This is a genomic window from Mesorhizobium atlanticum (assembly GCF_003289965.1).
Lineage (GTDB): Bacteria > Pseudomonadota > Alphaproteobacteria > Rhizobiales > Rhizobiaceae > Mesorhizobium > Mesorhizobium atlanticum.
In genome coordinates this window covers 133,604-149,627 of record NZ_QMBQ01000008.1, presented here as the reverse complement: position 1 = coordinate 149,627, position 16,024 = coordinate 133,604, and the positions used below count along the sequence as shown (strand labels likewise).

The 16,024-nt window shown below is 63.0% G+C and carries 14 protein-coding genes and 1 tRNA gene; 7 read left to right on the top strand and 8 right to left on the bottom strand.

The genetic code is table 11. From position 1 onward, the window contains the following. The first annotated feature begins 170 nt into the window (after positions 1–170). Complete coding sequence (locus DPM35_RS25055; RefSeq protein ID WP_112129892.1) at positions 171–1,361, top strand: hypothetical protein; 1,191 nt, start codon at positions 171–173, stop codon at positions 1,359–1,361. Between the two features lie 98 nt (positions 1,362–1,459). On the opposite strand, the gene aspS is transcribed toward DPM35_RS25055, so the two are convergent. Beyond that, entirely contained in the window at positions 1,460–3,256 is a 1,797-nt protein-coding gene (gene aspS / locus DPM35_RS25050) for an aspartate--tRNA ligase (RefSeq protein ID WP_112129891.1), read from the bottom strand. A 387-nt stretch (positions 3,257–3,643) separates the two neighbouring features. On the opposite strand from aspS, the gene rnd reads away from it, so the two are divergent. Continuing rightward, the gene (gene rnd, locus DPM35_RS25045) at positions 3,644–4,795 is read left to right on the top strand and encodes a ribonuclease D (RefSeq protein ID WP_112129890.1); all 1,152 of its coding nucleotides are present in this window, start codon (positions 3,644–3,646) and stop codon (positions 4,793–4,795) included. A gap of 1 nt (position 4,796) precedes the next feature. Here the strand turns inward: rnd and DPM35_RS25040 are convergent, their stop codons facing one another. The 3 genes from DPM35_RS25040 to guaB all read right to left on the bottom strand — a co-directional run bounded on the left by DPM35_RS25040 (position 4,797) and on the right by guaB (position 7,377). Further along, positions 4,797–5,216, bottom strand: a complete 420-nt coding sequence (locus DPM35_RS25040; RefSeq protein ID WP_112129889.1) for an MAPEG family protein — start codon at positions 5,214–5,216, stop codon at positions 4,797–4,799. Positions 5,217–5,282: 66 nt separating this feature from the next. Next, a complete protein-coding gene (locus DPM35_RS25035) occupies positions 5,283–5,831 on the bottom strand; it encodes a hypothetical protein (RefSeq protein ID WP_245431632.1) in 549 nt (182 codons plus the stop codon). Positions 5,832–5,874: 43 nt separating this feature from the next. Next, on the bottom strand, positions 5,875–7,377 hold the full coding sequence (guaB, locus tag DPM35_RS25030; RefSeq protein WP_112129888.1) for an IMP dehydrogenase: 1,503 nt from the start codon (positions 7,375–7,377) through the stop codon (positions 5,875–5,877). 295 nt (positions 7,378–7,672) lie between these two features. Between guaB and DPM35_RS25025 the strand changes: the two genes are divergently transcribed. Then, positions 7,673–9,094 (top strand): MFS transporter, encoded by a 1,422-nt coding sequence (locus DPM35_RS25025; RefSeq protein WP_112129887.1) that lies wholly within the window; start codon positions 7,673–7,675, stop codon positions 9,092–9,094. A 41-nt stretch (positions 9,095–9,135) separates the two neighbouring features. On the opposite strand, the gene DPM35_RS25020 is transcribed toward DPM35_RS25025, so the two are convergent. Together DPM35_RS25020 and DPM35_RS25015 are read right to left on the bottom strand one after the other, a co-directional pair. Continuing rightward, a complete protein-coding gene (locus DPM35_RS25020) occupies positions 9,136–9,831 on the bottom strand; it encodes an RlmE family RNA methyltransferase (protein ID WP_112129886.1) in 696 nt (231 codons plus the stop codon). After that, positions 9,828–11,168 carry a Ppx/GppA phosphatase family protein gene (locus DPM35_RS25015; protein ID WP_483466552.1) on the bottom strand — a complete coding sequence of 447 codons (1,341 nt, stop codon included), beginning with the start codon at positions 11,166–11,168 and terminating at the stop codon, positions 9,828–9,830. Before DPM35_RS25015 ends, DPM35_RS25020 begins: the two co-directional genes overlap by 4 nt. Positions 11,169–11,459: 291 nt before the next feature. Between DPM35_RS25015 and DPM35_RS25010 the strand changes: the two genes are divergently transcribed. Continuing rightward, the gene (locus DPM35_RS25010; RefSeq protein ID WP_112129884.1) at positions 11,460–12,392 is read left to right on the top strand and encodes a lysylphosphatidylglycerol synthase transmembrane domain-containing protein; all 933 of its coding nucleotides are present in this window, start codon (positions 11,460–11,462) and stop codon (positions 12,390–12,392) included. 146 nt (positions 12,393–12,538) lie between these two features. After that, positions 12,539–12,612 (top strand) — tRNA-Gln (locus tag DPM35_RS25005). Between the two features lie 67 nt (positions 12,613–12,679). Here the strand turns inward: DPM35_RS25005 and DPM35_RS25000 are convergent. Then, the gene (locus tag DPM35_RS25000) at positions 12,680–13,060 is read right to left on the bottom strand and encodes a site-specific integrase (RefSeq protein ID WP_245431631.1); all 381 of its coding nucleotides are present in this window, start codon (positions 13,058–13,060) and stop codon (positions 12,680–12,682) included. A gap of 322 nt (positions 13,061–13,382) precedes the next feature. Then, entirely contained in the window at positions 13,383–13,718 is a 336-nt protein-coding gene (locus tag DPM35_RS32540; RefSeq protein WP_181592129.1) for a hypothetical protein, read from the bottom strand. A gap of 1,240 nt (positions 13,719–14,958) precedes the next feature. On the opposite strand from DPM35_RS32540, the gene DPM35_RS24990 reads away from it, so the two are divergent. Together DPM35_RS24990 and DPM35_RS32535 are read left to right on the top strand one after the other, a co-directional pair. Continuing rightward, on the top strand, positions 14,959–15,192 hold the full coding sequence (locus DPM35_RS24990; protein WP_140633997.1) for a hypothetical protein: 234 nt from the start codon (positions 14,959–14,961) through the stop codon (positions 15,190–15,192). Positions 15,193–15,792: 600 nt separating this feature from the next. Next, entirely contained in the window at positions 15,793–15,969 is a 177-nt protein-coding gene (locus tag DPM35_RS32535; RefSeq protein WP_181592128.1) for a hypothetical protein, read from the top strand. Positions 15,970–16,024: the final 55 nt, after the last annotated feature.

Sequence of the window (16,024 nt, the reverse complement as noted above, 5' to 3'; positions counted from 1 at the left end):
ACAAATTCACCGCATCGCACAATGGCTGCCGGCCGGCGTTTGCTTTTCGCCGCCATTTTCGACACATGTGCCGGGAAACGCCTTTTTCCCGTCCCGTTCGTCACGGAATGGTGATGGAGCAGCTTTCAAAACAATTTTCATCATAGCCAAATCAGGACAGGGAACTCGCCATGACAATCCAACGCTCAACGCTCAAGAAACTGGCTTTTTCGACCTTTCTGCTGACGCTGCCTCTCAATGCGGCCTTCGCCGCCGATCCGGCGGTGGCCGAGCGCATCAAGGCAGCCCTTGCCGCCCAGGGCGTCGATATTTCCTGGACCGGCGTCTCCGGTGACGATTCCAACGCCGTGCTGCAGGGTGTTTCCATCAAGCCGGCCGCCGAGACGGAAGCGCTGCCGATCGGCGACGTGAAGCTGGAAGGGGTCACCGAAGCCAATGGCGGCTTCGAGATCGCCACCGTCTCGACCTCGCCTTTCGAACACAGCAAGGACGGCGTGACGCTCGACCTCAGCCCGGTGGTCATCCACGGCATGAAGGTCCCGGCCGAAGGCAGCGCCGACCCGCTCGGCTCGCTGATGATGTACAAGTCGGCGGAACTTTCCAACATGACGGTCAAGGTCGGCGACAAGACGGCCTTCGCGATGGACGGGCTTGCCGTCCAGATCACCCCGCCGGCGGACGGCAAGGCGATGGACTTCACCGCCAACACCGAAAAATTCACCGCCGACCTGTCGCTGATCGACGACCCCAAGTCGAAGGAAGCGATCGAGGCGCTCGGCTACCAGAACATCTCGGGCAACATTGCCATGGCCGGCACATGGCAGCCGAGCGACGGCAAGATGGAGCTGTCCAAATATGACATCTCGGTCGAGAATGCCGGCACGCTCGGCATGACCTTCAACCTTGGCGGCTACACGGTCGACTTCATCAAGTCGATGCAGGCGATGCAGAAGCAGTTGGCCTCGCAGCCGGAAGGCTCCGACAAATCGGCACAGGGCATGGCCATGCTCGGCCTCATGCAGCAGCTTTCCTTCAACGGCGCATCGGTGCGCTTCGAAGACGATTCGCTCACCGGCAAGGTGCTCGACTATGTCGGCAAACAGCAGGGCATGTCGGGCAAGGACGTCGCCAACCAGGCCAAGGCAATCGTGCCGTTCGGCATGGCGCAGCTCAACAATCCCGAACTGACGGCGGAAGTCTCGTCGGCGGTCAACACCTTCCTCGACAATCCGAAGAGCCTGGAAATCTCGGCCGAGCCGCCGTCCTCGGTGCCGTTTGCACTGATCATGGCTGGCGCCATGTCCAACCCGCTCGACCTGCCGAAGACGCTGGGCGTCAAGGTCAAGGCGAACCAGGACTGATCGAACACGTCAGATCCAAACGAAAAAGCCCGGCAGCGATGCCGGGCTTTTTCGTCGAGTCGATTCGTCAAGAAGAAAGAAAGGCTTAGCTCTGATTCCTAGCCTTCCTTCTTCGTCACTGCGACGCGCAGCGACAGCTCGCGCAGCTGCTGCGGGGTTGCTTCCGACGGCGCGTTCATCAAAAGGTCATAGGCCTGCTGATTCATCGGGAACATGGTGATCTCGCGCAGGTTCTTGGCACCGACCAGCAACATGACGATGCGGTCGACGCCGGCCGCCATGCCGCCATGCGGCGGCGCGCCATACTGGAAGGCGCGATAGAGGCCGCCGAAGCGCTCTTCCACCGTCGCGCGGTCGAGACCGACCATCTCGAAGGCCTTGACCATGGTCTCCGGCAGATGGTTGCGGATGCCGCCCGATGCGATCTCGAAGCCGTTGCAGACCATGTCGTACTGGAACGCCTTGATGCCGAGCGGCTCCTGGCCGTTCAGCGCATCGATGCCGCCCTGCGGCATGGAGAACGGGTTGTGGGCGAAGTCGATCTTCTTCTCGTCTTCGTTCCATTCGAAGAACGGGAAGTCGACGATCCAGCACAGCTCGAAACGCTCGCGGTCGACAAGGTTCAGCTCCTCGCCGGCCCGGGTGCGCGCGGCGCCCGCGAAGGTGACGAACTTCTTCGGGTCGCCGGCGACGAAGAAGGCGGCATCGCCATCGGCAAGGCCGAGTTGCTGGCGGATCGCCTCGGTGCGCTCCTCGCCGATGTTCTTGGCGATCGGACCGGCGCCTTCGAGTTTTTCACCCTCCTTGCGCCAGAAGATATAGCCCAACCCCGGCTGTCCCTCGCCCTGCGCCCAGGAATTCATGCGGTCGCAGAACGCGCGGCTGCCGCCGGTCTTGGCGGGAATCGCCCACACCTCTGCCTTCGGATCGTTGGCAAGGATGTTGGCAAAGACCTTGAAGCCGGAGTCGCGGAAATGATCCGAGACTGCCTGCATCTCGATCGGGTTGCGCAGGTCCGGCTTGTCGGAGCCGTAGGTTCGCATCGCCTCGTCATACGGAATGCGGCGGAACTTTTGCGTCACCGGCTTGCCATTGGCAAAGGTCTCGAACACGCCGCGAAGCACCGGCTCCATGGTGGAGAGCACGTCGTCCTGCTCGACGAAACTCATTTCGAGGTCGAGCTGATAGAATTCACCAGGCAGGCGATCGGCGCGCGGGTCCTCGTCGCGGAAGCAGGGCGCGATCTGGAAATAGCGGTCGAAGCCGGAGACCATGATCAGCTGCTTGTACTGCTGCGGCGCCTGCGGCAGGGCGTAGAAGGTGCCGGGGTGGATGCGCGAAGGCACCAGGAAGTCGCGCGCGCCTTCCGGCGACGAGGCGGTCAGGATCGGCGTCGAGAATTCTGTGAAGCCGACCTCGCCCATGCGCTTGCGCATCTCGGCGATGATTTTTGTCCGCGCCACGATATTCCGGTGCAGCGTCTCGCGGCGCAGGTCGAGGAAGCGGTATTTGAGGCGGATGTCCTCGGGGTACTCCGGCTCGCCGAAAACCGGCAGCGGCAGTTCCTTGGCGGCCGACAGCACCTCGATCTCGCGCGCGAAAATCTCGATCTCGCCGGTCGGCAGGTTGGCGTTCACCGTCTCCGGCAGCCGCGCCTTGACCTCGCCGTCGACGCGGATCACCCATTCGCCGCGCACGGTCTCGGCGACCTTGAAGGCCGGCGAATCCGGATCGGCGACGATCTGGGTCAGACCATAGTGGTCGCGCAAATCGATGAAGAGCAGCCCGCCATGGTCGCGCACGCGATGCACCCAGCCCGACAGGCGGACGGAATTGCCGACGTCGCTCTTTCTCAACTGGGCACAGGTATGGCTGCGGTAACGATGCGTGGTCATGGGTAAAGTCCGGAAATTGCGGGCACCAGCCCGGCTCGAAATTGGCGCGAAAAGCGCATGAGAGGCCGGCTTTGTCAAGGCAAGCGGTCACACAAGCGCGCTTCGGCTGCCCAGGCAAAGTGGATTTGCGCGCCCTGGCTTTGGAAATCGGCGAGCGTGGCGGGAGGCGCGGTCTTTTCCATCGCGAGATGACGGTCGCATCCGCACGCGCCATGCGATAGGGCGCCGTGGTCGAGGCGTCGGCTGGCTAGGCCCGAACCGCCCTGCCCGGGTCATCGGGAATTGCGCCTTCGCGAAAGTTAGCGGTGCGCGGCGGCGTTGCGGCGCTTGACGAAAGCGCGCGCGGCTGAAATTGAAAGAGGCCTAATATTGTGCCAAAGCGATTTGATGCGCGTCATCACCACACAAGAAGAACTCGAGAGCGTTATCGCGGCGTTCGAAAAGTCGGAATTCGTTACCGTCGATACCGAATTCATCCGCGAGACGACCTTCTGGCCGATCCTTTGCCTGATCCAGATCGCCGCGCCTGGGATCGAGGCGCTTATCGATCCGCTGGCGCCCGGCATCGACCTGAAGCCGTTTTTCCGGCTGATGTCCAACGAAGCGGTGCTGAAGGTCTTCCACGCGGCGCGCCAGGACATTGAAATCATCGTCCATCTCGGCAATCTCGTGCCGCATCCGGTGTTCGACACCCAGGTGGCGGCCATGGTCTGCGGCTTTGGCGACAGCGTTTCCTACGATCAGCTGGTGCAGAAGGTCACGGGAGCCCGGCTGGACAAATCCTCGCGCTTCACCGACTGGCGGCATAGGCCGCTCTCCGACAAGCAGCTCGAATACGCGCTGGCCGACGTCACCCATCTGATCAAGGTCTACCAGCATCTCAGCGCCGAGCTGAAGCGCGAGGATCGCGGCCATTGGCTCAACGAGGAGATGGATATCCTCACCTCGCGCGATACCTACGATCCGCATCCCGAGGATGCCTGGAAACGGCTGAAGATGCGGTTGCGCAAGCCGCAGGAGCTGGCGATCGTGCAGGCGGTGGCCGCCTGGCGCGAGCGCGAGGCGCGCGAGCGCGATGTGCCGCGCGGCCGCGTGCTGAAGGACGACGCGATCTACGAGATCGCGCAGCAGGCGCCGCGCGACGCGGCGGCGCTCGGCAAGCTGCGCACCATCCCGAAAGGCTGGGAACGGTCCGCCACGGCGAGCGCGCTGCTCGGCGCGGTCAACACCGCCCTTGCCTTGCCCAAGGACGCGATGCCGAAACTGCCGAAAAGCGTGCAGCCGCCGGAGGGATCGAGCGCGGCGGCGGAACTGCTCAAGGTGCTTCTCAGGATCGTCGCCGAAAAGGAAGGCGTCGCTACCAAGGTGCTCGCTTCCAGCGACGATATCGACCGTATCGCGGCGGAAGGCGACGAAGCGGACGTGCCGGCGCTGCAGGGCTGGCGGCGCGCCGTTTTCGGCGATCAGGCGCTGAGGCTGGTGCGCGGCGAGATCGGCATCAAATTCGACAAGCGCAGGATCGCGGTGTTCGATCTCTAAATCAGACCACCCCGAGCAGGTGCAGCGCGAACCAGATCCAGGCGACGAGAAGTATTCCCGCGCCGAGAAAGAAGAGGCCGGTGCGGTGCGGCACATAGTTTCTGTTGAGATGCACCCAGGCGTGGACATAGCGCGTGACGATGAACAGCCACATCAGCGCCAGCGTGAGATAGTTCACGCCGTTGGTGACGAACAGCGCCAGGCAGAGCACGTGGAACAGAACCGGCAGCTCGAACTGGTTAATCAGATTGTTGGCAACAGTGACGCTCGAGGCCGGCTCGGTTGAGCGGAGCTTGTACTGGCTGACCCTGGCCTCGCCCGATCTCACGGCACCGTAGCGCCGCATCAGCATCACCAGATAGACGATATAGACGAGGAGCACATGCGCCAGCATCGGCCAGAAAATGGCGGTCTGGCGCATTGTTCCCTCCTCTTTTCTAACGCAATTCCGGACGGAAAACCGCTTTACACTTTTCCTGGAATTGCTTTAGCGCCGTCGCTGTCCGGCCAGCGCGAAGACGGCGATAACGAAGACCGGGATCGCCAGCAAGGCGAATTTGGTGACGGTCAGCGAGGAAGCGAAGGCGAGCGAATCGGGATTGGCCGACTGGAAATCGGACAACAGCCGCGCCACGGCAAGATTCTGGGCGTAGTCGGCCGCCGCGTAGGGAAGCACCAGCACCAGCGAGAACAGTGCCTGCAACTGCGCCGACATGGCGCGGAAAGTACTGAGGCGCCGTCCGAAAACGAGGATGAGGCTGACCAGCGTCAGCGACAGCAGTGCCGGGAACAGGAGATCGAAGGTCAAATAGTGCCAGACGATGATGATCTCGCCGCCGCGCCGGCCGAGCGCCGTGAGCCAGGCCATGCCTTCGTCGGGGGTGAAGCCGGCGACGCGGATGTCGAGCGAGGCCAGGCCGCCGCTCAAGCGCTGGAAGTAGAGAAACTCCAGCGCGGTCATGGCGAGGAAGAGCGCAATCGATGCGACGGAGAGCGCCGCCGCGTGCCGCGACAGCCGCAGCACCGCCACGCTCACGCCATGCCACAGCCCCTGGCGGTCGGACCGGCCGGCCTCCCGATCAAATTCCGCCCGGGTAATTGGGGCTTTCGCGGGTGATCGTGACGTCATGGGCGTGGCTTTCACGAAGTCCGGCATTGGATATGCGCACGAAGGTGGCGCGCTCGCGGAAGTCTGCAAGGTCACGTCCACCCACATAACCCATAGCGGCTTTCAGGCCGCCCGCAAGCTGGTGCAGCACGCCAGCCACAGGTCCTTTATAGGGAACCTGCCCTTCAATGCCTTCCGGAACCAGTTTCAGCGTATCGCGGACCTCCGCCTGGAAGTAGCGATCGGCCGAGCCGCGCGCCATTGCGCCGACCGAGCCCATGCCGCGGTAAGCCTTGAAGGAGCGGCCCTGGTGCAGATAGACCTCGCCCGGGCTCTCGTCCGTGCCGGCAAGCAGCGAGCCGATCATGGCGGCACTCGCGCCCGCGGCCAGTGCCTTGGCCAGATCGCCCGAATATTTGATGCCGCCATCGGCAATCACGCTCACGCCGGCCTTGCTGGCCGTCTCGACCGCCGACATGATCGCCGAAAGCTGCGGCACGCCGACACCGGCAACGATTCGGGTGGTGCAGATCGAGCCCGGGCCGATGCCGACCTTGACGGCGTCGGCGCCGGCATCGATCAGCGCCTGCGTGCCGTCGGCGGTGGCGACATTGCCGGCCAGGATGCGCACCGAGTTGGAGAGCTTCTTCGCCCGCGCCACTGCATCCAGCACGCGCTGCGAGTGGCCGTGCGCGGTGTCGATGACAAGCAGGTCGACGCCGGCGTCGATCAGGCGCTCGGCGCGCTCGAAACCATCGTCGCCGACGCTGGTGGCGGCGGCGGCGCGCAGCCTCCCCTGCGCGTCCTTGGTGGCATGCGGGTTGAGCTGCGACTTCTCAATGTCCTTGACGGTGATCAGGCCGACGCAATTGCCGTTCCTGTCGACCACCACCAGCTTCTCGATGCGGTGCTTGTGCAGCAGGCGCTTGGCCTCGTCCTGGTCGACATTCTCCTTGACCGTGATGAGGTTCTCACGGGTCATCAGCTCGTAGACCTTCTGCGCCGGATCGGAGGCGAAGCGCACATCACGGTTGGTGAGGATGCCAACCAGGCGGCCGACCGTGTGGCCGCCGGTGCCGCCATTCTCCACCACCGGAATGCCGGAAATGCCGTTGGAGCGCATCAGCGCCAGCGCGTCGGCAAGCGTGGCGTCCGGACCGATGGTGACCGGGTTCACCACCATGCCGGATTCGAATTTTTTCACCTGCCGCACCTGCTCGGCCTGCTCGGCCGGCGTCAGGTTGCGGTGAATGACGCCGATGCCGCCGGCCTGCGCCATGGCGATCGCCAGCCGCGCCTCGGTGACGGTGTCCATGGCCGCCGACAGGATCGGCACGTTGAGGTCGATGTCGCCTGCGATGCGGGTGCGGATGTCGGTTTCGCCGGGCATGACCTCGGAATGGCCGGGCTGCAAGAGCACGTCGTCGAAGGTTAGCGCCAGGGCGCCGGTGGACGTTTCGATGATTTTTCCCATGGCCAGTCCTTTTGAATGCGGAAAAGGCGCTGGACCGATTGGCCAGCGCCGACTCTCATCTTCCCTTTCAGGATTGGCGCTGGCTGGTAACACGTCCTGGGAAGGAAGAAAAGCCGGTCGTTGCGCCGATCGCAAAGTGTTGCGCTCGGCCACTTTTTAGCCACCAGTGGTTGCGGTCGCACAAAAGTGACAGCAATTTAATGCGACACCCGGGCCAATGCGTGATAACCGCCGGGGCGTGCCGGCTCGCCCCCAGCCTGGCTCCAGATTGGTGAAGACAAGTCAGGGCACTCTCTTGAACCGCATCATCCCGCTTATCCTGGCGGTCGCTCTTTTCATGGAGAACATGGATTCGACCGTGATCGCGACGTCGCTGCCGGCCATCGCCGTCGACATCCACACCAGTCCGATCGCGCTGAAGCTGGCGCTGACGGCCTATCTGGTTTCGCTGGCGATCTTCATTCCGATCAGCGGCTGGATGGCGGACCGGTTCGGCGCCAAGACCGTTTTTCGCGCGGCGATCGGCGTCTTCATCGCCGGCTCGGTCGCCTGCGCCTTTTCCAACTCGCTGCCGGCTTTCGTGGTGTCGCGCTTCCTGCAAGGCATCGGCGGCGCGATGATGACGCCGGTCGGCCGCCTGGTGCTGGTGCGCGCCACGCCGAAGAGCGAGCTGGTCGCGGCAATGTCCTGGCTGACCGTGCCGGCGCTGGTCGGCCCGCTTGTCGGCCCGCCGATCGGCGGCTTCATCACCACCTATCTGACCTGGCACTGGATCTTCCTGATCAACGTGCCGATCGGATTGCTGGGCATATGGCTTGCCACGCGGTTCCTGCCGGAAACCGAGCCTGCGGAGACACCGCCGCTCGATTTCCCGGGATTTGTGCTCAGCGGTCTCGCAGCGTCCGGCGTAGTCTTCGGCCTTTCCGTCGTCAGCCTGCCGGCGCTGCCGCCGATGGCCGGCTTCATCACGGTGACCGTCGGGGTGATCTCCGGCGTGCTCTATCTGATCCACGCCCGCCGCGCCAAGAACCCGCTGCTGGCGCTGGAGCTGTTCCGCAACCAGGTGTTCCGATCCTCGGTGCTCGGCGGCTCGCTGTTTCGCATCGGCATCGGCGCGGTGCCGTTCCTTCTGCCGCTGATGTTCCAGATCGGTTTCGGGCTGACACCCTTCCAGTCGGGCATGATCACCTTCGTCTCGGCGATCGGCGCCATCGGCATGAAGTTCGTCACCGCGCTGCTCTTTCGGCTCGCCGGCTTCCGGCGTGTGCTGATCTGGGGCTCGCTGGTCGCGGCCGCCTCGATCGCCATCTACGGCCTGTTCACGCCCGACACGCCCTATGTGCTGATGCTGGCGATCCTTCTGGTCGGCGGCTTCATCCGCTCGATGTTCTTCACCGGCGTCAATGCGCTCTCCTATGCCGAGATCACGCCCGCCGACACCAGCAAGGCGACGCCGATCACCGCGGTCTTCCAGCAATTGTCGATCGCGCTCGGCGTGGCGCTGGCCGGCGGCATCCTCGAAGTCTCGACCTCGATCCATGGCGGGCCGCTGACGCTCAGCGACTTCCACATCGCCTTCTTCATCGTGGCGGCCGTCTCGGCGGCGGCATCGATCACCTTCATGCGGCTCGCGCCGGAAGCCGGCAGTGCAGTCTCCGGCCATGGCCGGCTGACCACGCCGAAAACGCTGGAATCAGTGGGGACCGCGGGGAAGTGAGCGCGGCTTCTCCTTCTCCCCCTGTGGGAGAAGGAGAAGCGCTACCCCTTAAACTCCTTCGCCAGCAAATAAAGCTCCACCGATTCATCGCGCGAGGCTGGCGGCTTCACATGATGGACGGACCGAAAATTCTGCTTCAGCAGCGACAAGAGCTCGTTTTCGGCGCCGCCCTGAAAGGTCTTGGCGAGGAAATGCCCGCCGGGCTTGAGCACGTGCAGCGCGAAATCGGCCGCGACTTCGCACAGATGCATGGTGCGCAGATGATCCGTGCGGCGGTGGCCCGTGGTCGGCGCGGCCATGTCGGACAGCACCACGTCCGGCTGGCCGCCCAGCGCCTCGGCAAGCTTGTGCGGCGCATCGGGGTCGAGGAAATCCATCTGCAGGATGACGGCGCCCGGAACCGCGTCCATTTCGAGATAGTCGATGCCGACGACATGCGGATTTTCCGCCGTCGACTTCGTCCGCGCAGCCGCCACCTGGCACCAGCCGCCAGGCGCGGCGCCCAGGTCGATCACCTTCATGCCGGGCTTCAGCAAATGGTGCTTGTCGTCGATCTCGATCAGCTTGTAGGCGGCGCGGGAACGATAGCCGTCGGCCTTGGAGCGCTGCACATAAGGATCGTTCATGTGGCGCTCGAGCCAGCGGCGCGACGATTCCTTGAGGCCGCTCTTCTTCTTGATGCGGGTCTTGAGCACGCGCAGGCTGGCCGAGCCCGGCTTTTCGGGTTTCTTCGTCATCGGCGCCCGCCGTCGCGCCAGACGCCGTCATCGGCCATCAGCTCGCTCAGGATTCCCTCGCGCAGGCCGCGGTCGGCGACACGCAGCCGCTCCGATGGCCACACGCCGCGGATCGCTTCCAGGATGGCGCAGCCGGCGAGCACGAGGTCGGCGCGGTCGGCGCCGATGCAGGGGTTGGCGCAACGCTGCTGGAAATCCCAGCCGATCAGCCGCTCGATCATGCGATCGACGCTGTCGCGGTCCATCCACAGCCCATCGACGCGGCGGCGGTCATAGCGCTCGAGATCGAGATGCACGCCGGCGAGCGTCGTTACCGTGCCGGACGTGCCAAGCAAATGGAAGTTGGGGCTGGCCAGCACATGCGCGAGCCGGTCGCGGCCGTCGAAGGCCTTCAGCCGCGCGGCCACGTCGTCGACCATGGCGGCAAAGGTCTCGCGCGTGACAGTGCGGCCGCCGAAGCGTTCGGCAAGCGAGACGACGCCGACGGGCAGCGACGTCCAGGAGACGATGTGATTGGCCAGACGCGGCGAACGCCGTCCGGTCAGGTCGATCAGCGCGATTTCCGACGAGCCGCCGCCGATATCGAAAAGCACCACGCCCTGCGTGTCGCGCTCGACCAGCGAGCCGCAGCCGGAAACGGCAAGGCGGGCTTCGGTCTGGCGGTCGATGATCTCGAGTTTCAGCCCGGCCTCGCGCTCGACGCGATCCAGAAACTCGACGCCGTTGGCGGCAGAGCGGCAGGCCTCGGTGGCGATCAGCCTGGCTTTCCTGATCTTGCGGTTGCGCAGCTTATCGCCGCAGACCTTCAGCGCTTCTACAGCACGGTCCATCGCGGCCTGGCCCAGCCGGCCGCTCGCCGTCAGCCCCTCGCCCAGCCTGACGATACGCGAGAAAGCGTCGATGACGCGGAATTGACCGTGACGGCCCGGCACCGCGACCAGCAGCCGGCAATTGTTGGTGCCGAGGTCGAGCGCGGCGAAGACAGGCAATTCCTGCTGGGGCGGACGTGGCGGAGACTGGAGCGGCGGCCTTCGCTCGGCCTGCACGGGCGGGGTCGGACGCTGGCTTGCCGTCGTGCTGGCAGGCGCGGGCTGCGGCACGGCGCCGTTCTCGTCGCGCGCGAACACTTTGCGACCGCGCTTGCGCTTGCGACGTTTGCGCGTCTTGCCTTTCGGCTGATCGCCATGCTGATCGGCCTGACCGGCGCCATTCTGTCTCTGGCCGGCATGTTTGGGGCCGGCATGTCTGGGGTCAGCATGCCTTTGGTGCGCACCCGCGTGGCGGCTGAACCGCGCCGGCTGCGGGCTCGCCGACTGCGTCGGCGATGCCCCGGACATGCCCACTGCCGACGCGCCCGCGCCGGTATCGTGGTCTTCCACTTCAGTTCCTTCCGGCGCCGCGCGAACCGAGAACGGACGCAGCAGGCACCTCGATTTGTTTCAAGTTGGCAGCAGAGTAGCAGTGCCGTTCGCAATCACCAAGAGCGCGGGGCTCGAATTTTGGCAGGGTCACGTTGAGGCAATGTCTTGCCGGTTGAATAGCCGGCTTCAATCAGGCATGTCTCAAATGCGGGTTCGAAGAGGTTGGGCACCATCAAACAATGAGCTGCAACGCGTGATGACGACGCCATGAATTGGAGGCGCTATTTCTGGCCGGTCATAGGCATCGCGGCCGTCGCGTTCTCGCTGTGGCTGCTCATCCACGAACTGCGCGGCGTATCGCTCGACGATGTCTGGGCCGGCATCGCCGCCATCCCGCCGCGCGGCTGGGTGCTGGCGGCGCTAAGCTCGGTCGTCGCCTATGCCTCGCTCGCCGGCTACGACCACATTGCGCTCTTGCATATCGGCAAGAAAGTATCGTGGCTGTTCGTCACGCTGTGCTCCTTCACCACCTACGCGGTGTCGCACAATATCGGCGGGTCAGTGTTTTCCGGCGCGGTGATCCGCTATCGCGCCTATGGTACAAGGGGGCTGACCGGCCAGGAGATCGGCGTGCTGGTGGCGATCTGCTGGTTCACCTTCATCCTGTCCAGCGTCTTCCTCGGCGGCCTCGTTCTGCTGTTCGAGCCACAGATCATCGACCGTTTCACCGGCGCGCCGCATCATGGCGCCGCCTTCGCCGCGGGGCTCGCCATGTTCATCCTCGTCGGCGCCTATGCCTTCGGCAGTTGGCTGGGGCTGAGACCGTTGAAGATCGGCAGTTTCCAGCTGCACTACCCGGCGCTGCCGATCGTGGCGCGACAGTTGTTGATCGGGCCTGTCGAGCTGCTGGCAGCCGCCGCGATCATCTACTTTGCTCTGCCCGAGGCGGGCAACCCCGGCTATTTCGTGGTGCTCGGCGTGTTCATGGTGTCGTTCTCGATCGGGCTCCTGTCGCACGCGCCGGGCGCGCTCGGCGTGTTCGAGGTCGTCTTCCTCACCGGCCTGTCCGACATGGACCCTGTGGGCGTGCTTGCCGCGCTTCTGGTGTTCCGCCTGTTCTATCTCATCATTCCGCTTCTGATCGGCCTTTGCATGGTGCTCTATTTCGAGCATTCGCAATACAGCAAAGGCGGCAGTTGAACCCTCCTGCCCGACTCCGCGGGGGGCATCCGCAAAAAGGCTGCAATTGATCTCAGTTGCGGGCTTGACTATTTTCCGATGGCGGCTACAAGGCAGCGCTCGCGGCACATGAGCCGCTTGGCCAGCGCGATACCAGACGCGCGTGCTGGGGAATAGGTTAACGGTAGACCCACGGACTCTGACTCCGTTAGTCCTGGTTCGAATCCAGGTTCCCCAGCCAAGCCTTTTCAAGCACTTAGCAGGAAATACCCAAGCCAGATCGGCTTCCATGTCGCGTTTTTGTCGCGTCACGCTCCCAAGAGCGCCTTTTCGGCCGCTGCCAAAGCCTCTTGATCGTTGGTGCTCGGCAACAGATGGCCATAGGTATCGGCCGTCATCACAATGCTCGAATGCCCCATGAGCGCCTGCACGGTCTTGATGTCCTTCCCGCCCGCTTCCTTCGGATTGATCAGCCCGCTTGCATAGAAATGCCGCAGGGCATGGAGGCCTGTGTATTTCGCCACCAGCATCGGCTTGCCTTCTTTGTCGAGCTTCGGGTTGCCGCTCCTATCCACCGCTGGCACGGTGAGACCCGCCGCGATTTGTGGAGGCTGCAGGCCACGCGTAACGATGTTGGCGACTTTGGAGGTTCGCTTTGGAAAAAAAGAGGTTCTGCGGTATTCAGCCAAGCCATTTTGGGCTCTACAGCCCAAGCGTCCAGCCGAGCCTTGTCGGTCTGATCGGCCGGTCAGGCTCGACCAGTGCGGCCTCAACCAACTCTGCCGCAGCCTTCAGGACAAGCTCGGCCCTGTCGTCGATTTGGTCGAGCCGTTTGATGACGCGATGGTGCAAGAGCAAAAGGCGCGCGGCTCGGTGAACAGCCGCTCGCCTTTCGCCGTCGCTATCCAACTGTGCAAATCGCATAGCATCCACTCAAAATGCGATAATGCTGACGGCCACTGTCGCTCAAACGGCCCGTGTCAACGAGATCGCCATACGGCTGTTGGCCGCCTACCAAAGGCGTACGGCATCCCCATCGTTCGCGGTAAAGTTGTTCCGGCTGGGGTGCTGCCATTGAGCACCGCGCGGCAATGCCAAAAGTGCGGCAGGAGCCATCAGGGCAAGAGGAGCGACGCTCGCTTTTGCTCGGCTTCGTGCAGGGTGAATGCCCATCGTCACGAAGTCGGCCGGATCGAGGCCATCAGTTCCGGTTTCATTATCGACAAGACAATGCGTGACGCCTTGATCGAGGACGATCGGCTTAACCCGCAAGACGAGCATGATCCCGTCAAAGTGCGCGCGGCCTTCGCTGAGGTGTGCCGGTAGTTCGCAGAGAAATTCGCCCAAGCGGCAGCCTGTGATGCTTCCCGGTAACACTTCCGGGCGCCGGCTAGAATGCATGCAGTTCGAATTTCGTTGTCGACCGTCACGGTGTCATCGTCGACGCGTGTGACCTCGCCGGTCAGCTCGATCTTCTGCCCGCTGCTGATGTGTGGCGTCCGATCAACGATCGAATGTGGCTGGCTGTAGGTAGGGATCAATACGCTGACCCTGTGCTCAGTCACGCGCTTGCGCACGGTCGCGGTGATGGCGACCGTATCGCCTACCTTAATGCTGCCCTTCGGAGACCGGGAGCGGCCCGGCAGGCTGGCGGGGTAGGCCAGCAAGCGCCGGGCCTAGCCGGCGCGGACTCGGAAACGAAACATGGCGCCGGCTGGCGTAAAAATACGCCTTTGCCGAGATGATCGGCACGCATCCTTTGGTGGTAGGAGCGGCCCGGCGGTTTCCGTTGGGTAGCGTTGCCTGGATGACCGCCGGGCCTAACCGGCATTGGGTGTCGGGGACGAACGCCGCGCCGGCTAGTGGAACAATACGCTCGTGCCGAAATAGTAGGCACGTATCCAAAAGGACGAACGTGGGAGTAACCGCTTTCGAGCAACCCTCGATCTCGATTCTCGGTCATGCCGCGCAGCGTCTGGTGTGGAAACGCGCGCTAGCGAGCTTCCTAGAAGCCGGTGACGTAGATGGATATGCTGGCGCCGATTGGCGGCAATGCCGACAATGATCGACAGGCCGAACCAAAAAAGAATTATCATTTGCCCCTCGGGAATTCCCGCCGAATTCTTGCGATAACGGCTCTCACTTGGCGGCGTGGCGCCCAGTGCCGGCGTCCAAATGTATCTTCAAAACCAACGTCAGCGATGTCGTCGTCTCTCAAGCTCTCATGCCGGAAGCCGAGCCGAGCGCTGAAAGTCTCCCCCACTTCCAATTTCTTCGGTAGCCCTCCGCTAAATGGCGCTTCGGTGAAGTCCAGTTGGTTTGGAAAGTTTGCGAGGGATTTAGGAGTCCATAGCGGCTGCCAATTCCAAGTAGCAAGCGCTGCAGCACAGGACCGTGACGGAAGTCACATGCAGAGGTTGCACCCACCAGCAACGTTCCCGCCGGGCCAACTCCCTATGTCGGCCAAATATATTAGCAATCAACGATATATTAATGCCTGGGGTGCAGGCTGTTCGGATCGGGAGTTTCCCGATCGGCGATCCAGCACCAGGTGTGCCGAGACGCTCGACCGATGCGGAGCAAACGCATGAGTGTCGAAACAGCATTGGCGCAGCTATTGCGCATGATCCACCGTCGCGCGCTGAATTTGGCGGCACTGCCGGACGATGAGAGAGATCCATATTACGACAGCATCCGCCGATCCTGCTGCGGAGCGGCCGAGCACATCGGTCAATCCCCCGACAACGCCGCCATCACCGCAAACAGCATGGTGGAATTTACCCGGGCGATGGTCGGTATCATCGAGGCGGGGCGCGGGTAAGCCGCAACCTCGATAGGCTCGCGACGCGCTCGGAAGGCGCCGAGAAGCGGGGTAACCACGTATTGCAGGAAGCTCGCGAGGTGATTGCCAGCCGGGCAGTTGGACGATCAAGCTTCTTGCGATGGTTATCTCGGACCATCACACATATTCGACGACAGATGCCTGGTTATCGGCATCACCGGGAAACCAACATCCATACGCGCGCCGGACGGCAGCCCCTTCAGCGCCCCCGATGTCCTGCGGCCGTCCTGCGCGTATTTCAAGGCCATACCCATGCGATTCAATGTCTTCAATATCGACATAGACCTTATCCCTGGTTCGCAAAGGCTATGGCGGAGACAATCCCCGCAGCCTTCATTGTGGCGGTCTAAATGATCGATCATTGTTTCCGTCGCATTGCACCGAAGCGAGAGGCCGGTAACATCTGCATGCAAACGAACTCGTCGCTGTCTGCAGAGTGCCGGCCGGCTTGGCCAGTTGCCGGGATAACAGTTTCCATTTCGAAACAAATACACGCTCAAGCGCCATCAAGTCGAAACAAAATCGCAGGAAAACCGTCATCGACCGGCACGACCGGAGTTCAAATAAAGGAACATCGAGATGACCAAGATCCTTCGCAATGCAGTTATCGCAGTTGTTGCTTTCGCCGGCCTGGCGACTTCGGCTTACGCCCAGCAGACGACCATCTATTCGTGCAGCAACCACAACGATTACTATAGCGTGTGCCTGGGTGCCAACAACGGCGGCCACCATGACAGCCGCGGCGATCGCCGCTAATCGGAAAGCAGCGCCCAAAAAGGCCTCGCGGGCATCTCGCCGGCGAGGCCTTTTG

Coding starts and splice junctions, on each gene's coding strand:
- DPM35_RS25055 (WP_112129892.1), top strand. CDS start 171: ATGACAATCCAACGCTCAACGCTCAAGAAACTGGCTTTTTCGACCTTT.
- aspS (WP_112129891.1), bottom strand. CDS start 3,256: ATGACCACGCATCGTTACCGCAGCCATACCTGTGCCCAGTTGAGAAAG.
- rnd (WP_112129890.1), top strand. CDS start 3,644: ATGCGCGTCATCACCACACAAGAAGAACTCGAGAGCGTTATCGCGGCG.
- DPM35_RS25040 (WP_112129889.1), bottom strand. CDS start 5,216: ATGCGCCAGACCGCCATTTTCTGGCCGATGCTGGCGCATGTGCTCCTC.
- guaB (WP_112129888.1), bottom strand. CDS start 7,377: ATGGGAAAAATCATCGAAACGTCCACCGGCGCCCTGGCGCTAACCTTC.
- DPM35_RS25020 (WP_112129886.1), bottom strand. CDS start 9,831: ATGACGAAGAAACCCGAAAAGCCGGGCTCGGCCAGCCTGCGCGTGCTC.
- DPM35_RS25015 (WP_483466552.1), bottom strand. CDS start 11,168: ATGTCCGGGGCATCGCCGACGCAGTCGGCGAGCCCGCAGCCGGCGCGG.
- DPM35_RS25010 (WP_112129884.1), top strand. CDS start 11,460: ATGAATTGGAGGCGCTATTTCTGGCCGGTCATAGGCATCGCGGCCGTC.
- DPM35_RS24990 (WP_140633997.1), top strand. CDS start 14,959: ATGAGTGTCGAAACAGCATTGGCGCAGCTATTGCGCATGATCCACCGT.
- DPM35_RS32535 (WP_181592128.1), top strand. CDS start 15,793: ATGACCAAGATCCTTCGCAATGCAGTTATCGCAGTTGTTGCTTTCGCC.